Genomic DNA, 634 nt, shown 5'->3' on the forward strand with positions numbered 1-634 from the left:
CCAACATTCGCCTATTGGAACACTGCTTATTTCCGCTTCGCCGTTTTGCCTGCTCGGAAGGTTGGGTATTGATGGTCAGCCCCAAGTGCTCTGCTAGCCAGATAATCACTTCATTAAGATCTACTGGTTCACTATCACTAGCAAGATATAGCGGCTCCAACGCTGAGCCTTGAGCATTCAAGCGAATTAAGTGCTCAATAAAACCCACGCAATCATCTTCATGAATACGGTTACTTCGACGTAAGGCTTTACTTAAAATAGCCGCGCCACTTTCCGCAGACTGCTTTACCTGATTAATTAACTGGCGACGAGAACCACCATAGATCCCGCTAAAACGAATAATCGTGCTGGGTATGCCGCTGTGTCGAAGTAGACCTTCCGCTTCAAAGATAAGCTTTCCTGAAAACTGTTTTGGTTCACAAGGGCTTTGCTCATCTATCCAACTATCATCATTCTGGTGATAGACACTGCTACTGGAAACAAAGATCAATCGCTTTAAGCGCTTCGGATTAGGAAGCATCGTAAGCGTGTTTTCTAAACCCGTGACATAGGTATCACGATAAGCCTGTTCGGTGCGCTGGGAAGGCGTCAGGCAATAAATCAGGTAATCAACACCATCAGTCAGGACTTGTGA

1 protein-coding gene is annotated in these 634 nt (G+C 45.7%); it reads right to left on the reverse strand.

Annotated features, from left to right (window positions below; all coding sequences use genetic code 11):
- Window positions 1-634 (reverse strand): sugar nucleotide-binding protein (locus A3735_RS31520; RefSeq protein WP_068639024.1); only part of this gene is annotated, 634 nt, incomplete at both ends.

The sequence above is a fragment of the Oleiphilus sp. HI0061 genome (genome assembly GCF_001635675.1).